The organism is Rhodoferax sp., from assembly GCF_037143375.1.
Classification (GTDB): Bacteria; Pseudomonadota; Gammaproteobacteria; order Burkholderiales; family Burkholderiaceae_C; genus Rhodoferax.
Map to the genome: position 1 here is coordinate 1 of NZ_JBAWYV010000241.1, position 3,454 is coordinate 3,454.

The following is a 3,454-nucleotide window of genomic DNA, read 5'->3' on the forward strand; positions in this document are numbered from 1 at the left end:
CTTGAATTGCTAAAGCGAAGGCACGAAATCCATAGTTCGCATTGAATTGACTGTTGAAAACCTCAGAAATACTCTCTGAATGAGATGTGTCCGAAGTGACTGATTTACCTTGGGTAATCCAATGCGGAATAACATTCTTATCTTTCAACGGCATCTCGGAATTTTTCCGAAAATAGAGGGCAAAAAATAGTGATTCCGTTGAAATCATCAACCCGCCTGTTCCTGTTGGTTGGCGTGCTATCAGGCCTGCTGCTGACAATCGGCAGTATGGGCCTTCTTGGTATTCGGCAATCTAGCGATGCCTTGAAGACCATTTATGTGGACCGAACGGTCGCCATCGGATTGCTTGGTGCTGTGCAACACCAGTTATTACGCAGTCGATTGTTAATTGATGCCAGCGTGATGAATCCAACTCCCCAGGTAATTGCCGAGAACCTCGCTGAACTAAGCAATACCTCGGCCGTGATCAACACAATATGGGTGTCCTACATGGCTACCTACCTGACCCAGGAAGAAGCCGTGCTCGCTGCCAAATTTGAGCAAGACCACGCTTATTTTGATCGAGAAGGGTTGCTGCCAGCCGTGTCTGCTCTGAGAGCCAATGACATCGACAGTGTTCAGGGTTTGATTCAAGAAAAGATTCACCACCTGGACGACCAACTGCAGTTTGTCCTTGAGCGCCTGATGCAAATTCAGCTTGATGTGGCCAGGCAGGAATATCAGCAAGCAGTTGAGCGCTACTTGAAACTGCAGCAGGTCACGTGGGCTGCCATTGGCGGTGGCGTGTTGTTCGCGCTACTGACCAGCAGGGCCTTGCTGCGTGCGCGCCGCCAGGAATTGGTAGTACTGCTGGAGCGCCAGGCCCATGCCGATATGACGCGCCAACAGCAGGAACTTGCCGAGAATGAATTTCGATGGAAGAGCGCCATCGAGGGTGTTGGTGACGGTGTCTGGGACCGGAATATTCAAACTGGCGAAGAGATGTATTCGACACGATGGAAATCCATGCTCGGTTACGCGGAGGATGACATCTTTCCGAACAACCAGGAATGGGAGAGCCGGATTCATCCCGATGACCGCGCAGCCGTCTTGGCCGGAGATCAAGCGTATCTGGCTGGAACCAGCAACACCTGTCAGATCGAATTTCGACTACGCTGCAAGGACGGCAGCTACAGGTGGATTCTTAGCCGTGGCGTGGTTGTTGCCCGCGACGCCAGCGGTGCGCCGCTGCGCATGATCGGCACACACACCGACATCATGGAGCGCAAGAAGCAGGAAGAAACATTGCGTCTCGCTGCCAATGTATTCCGTCATGCCATCGAAGGCATCATGATTACCACTATGGAGGGCCGCATTGTTGAGGTCAATCAGGCCTTCACACTGATCACCGGATACAGCCGTGACGAAGTGCTGGGCCACACTCCCCGCATGCTGAGTTCGGGCCGACATGAAAGTCAGTTTTACGACAACATGTGGCGCGAGTTGAGCGAAAACGGCAGTTGGGTTGGCGAGAACTGGAACCGGCGCAAAAATGGCGATCTTTATGTCCAGTTGCAAAAGATCAGCACCACCCATGACGAGAACGGCAACGCCCAATACTATGTGTCCTTGTTTTCTGATATCACGCTAGCCAAGGACAACGAACAAAAACTTGAGCACCTGGCCCGCTACGACAGCCTGACCCAACTGCCCAACCGTGCCTTGCTGACCGAGCACATCAACCAGGCATTGAAGCAGACGCAGCGGCGTGGGCAGCACCTGGCAGTGGTTTTCATCGACCTGGATGGCTTCAAGGCGGTCAATGACAACCATGGGCACGAGGCTGGTGATCACCTGCTGGTTACGCTGGCCGAGCGGATGAAGGGAACCCTTCGCACTGGCGACATGTTGGCGCGCCTCGGTGGCGATGAATTTGTTGCTGTGCTGCTCGATCTAGCCGATGCCGACGCCAGTGCGCCAATGCTCAACCGTTTGCTGGGCGCCGTGTCACAGCCTGTTGAATATGCGCAGGCGCAGTTGCAGGTATCGGCCAGCATGGGGGTCAGTTTCTACCCGCAGCCGGGCGAACTCGCAATTGAACAATTGCTGCGGCAAGCCGACCAAGCCATGTACCAGGCAAAGCAGGCGGGAAAGAACCGTTTTCATGTTTTTGACGCCGAGCAGGACCAGCGGGTACGTTCCCGTTATGAAAGTGTGCGAGAGCTTGAATGCGCGCTGCGGGCTGGTGAGTTCGTGCTGGAGTACCAACCCAAGGTGAACCTGCGCACACGGACCGTGATCGGTGTTGAGGCGTTGGTTCGCTGGCAGCATCCGCAACGCGGTTTGCTGCGGCCGGCAGAATTCCTGCCTTTGATTGAAGACCATCCGTTAGCGATTGAGCTTGGCCAATGGGTGATCGAGAATGCGCTGCGGCAGATCGAACGCTGGCAACAATATGGCGTGAACATCGCCGTCAGCATCAACATCGGCAGACGCCATTTGAGGCATCCCGGCTTTGTGCAAGACCTGCGCGATACCCTGGCCGAACACCCGAAACTGAAGCCTGGCTGTCTGGAGCTTGAAATACAGGAAGGCTGCGCGACAGACGATCCAACTCAGGTAGTTCAAATCGTTAGAGAACTGCGGGCAATCGGCATTGATTGCACACTTGACAACTTTGGCAGTGGCCACAGTTCGCTCACGGCCCTCAAAAAAATGCCGTTGAAGTATCTTAAGTTTGACGCGGGCTTTATTCGTGACATGCTTTCCAGCAGCGATAGCCTGCTGATATTGATTGCTGCTCTAAAAATGGCCAGCGCCTACGAAATGAAGGTGATTGCTGCAGGAATGGAGACAGCCGCACATGGCTTCATGCTCACGGAACTCGGCTGCGACTTGGCGCAAGGTTATGGCATTGCGCACCCGATGCCAGCCGTTGATTTGCCGGGTTGGATCAAGTGCTGGAAGCCTGTTCCGGACTGGCTCAATGTGACCTTGGTGCCGGGTCAAATTCTCAAGTGAAGTATGACTTGGTCGCCTCTGAAAATCTCTCACAACCCGAATGAATGGCCACCTTTTGAAAAATTTTCGTGCACCAAATCTTCCAACAATCGCTATTTTGGGTGCTGATTTCTGGGAGTTCCTGAATGCCTATTGACGCCGTCACCAAAGTTTTTTTGGGAACCTGACCGAGAACTCAAGCGATCAGGTCGAGTGATCGCCTAGGTTTGGTGATCGAGAAACAATGGAATTGGACAAGCACCGGCAAAGACTTTGGATAAAACAGCTCAGTTTTCGTGTTGCTCGTGAACGGCAGCAACCGCGGCCGTGCCGACCGCCACAAAGAGAAATTGAATTCGGCCCTGCGTATGACTGCTACCTAGAATCGGGGATTGAAAATCGATGAAATTGGACCCGCGTTGGCGTGAAGTGTAGTAATACTGCCACCAACAAGTAGTAATATTGCCACTAACTT

General features: G+C 53.2%; 3 protein-coding genes. 1 reads left to right on the forward strand and 2 read right to left on the reverse strand.

From position 1 onward, the window contains the following. The coding region (locus tag WCG50_RS18365) for a hypothetical protein (protein WP_336901046.1) at positions 1–259 on the reverse strand (259 nt) is incomplete at its 3' end. On the opposite strand from WCG50_RS18365, the gene WCG50_RS18370 reads away from it, so the two are divergent. Then, complete coding sequence (locus tag WCG50_RS18370; RefSeq protein ID WP_336901045.1) at positions 235–3,000, forward strand: EAL domain-containing protein; 2,766 nt, start codon at positions 235–237, stop codon at positions 2,998–3,000. The genes WCG50_RS18365 and WCG50_RS18370 overlap by 25 nt on opposite strands. A gap of 266 nt (positions 3,001–3,266) precedes the next feature. Here the strand turns inward: WCG50_RS18370 and WCG50_RS18375 are convergent. Next, a partial coding sequence (locus WCG50_RS18375; RefSeq protein WP_336901044.1) for a hypothetical protein occupies positions 3,267–3,454 on the reverse strand: 188 nt, incomplete at its 5' end.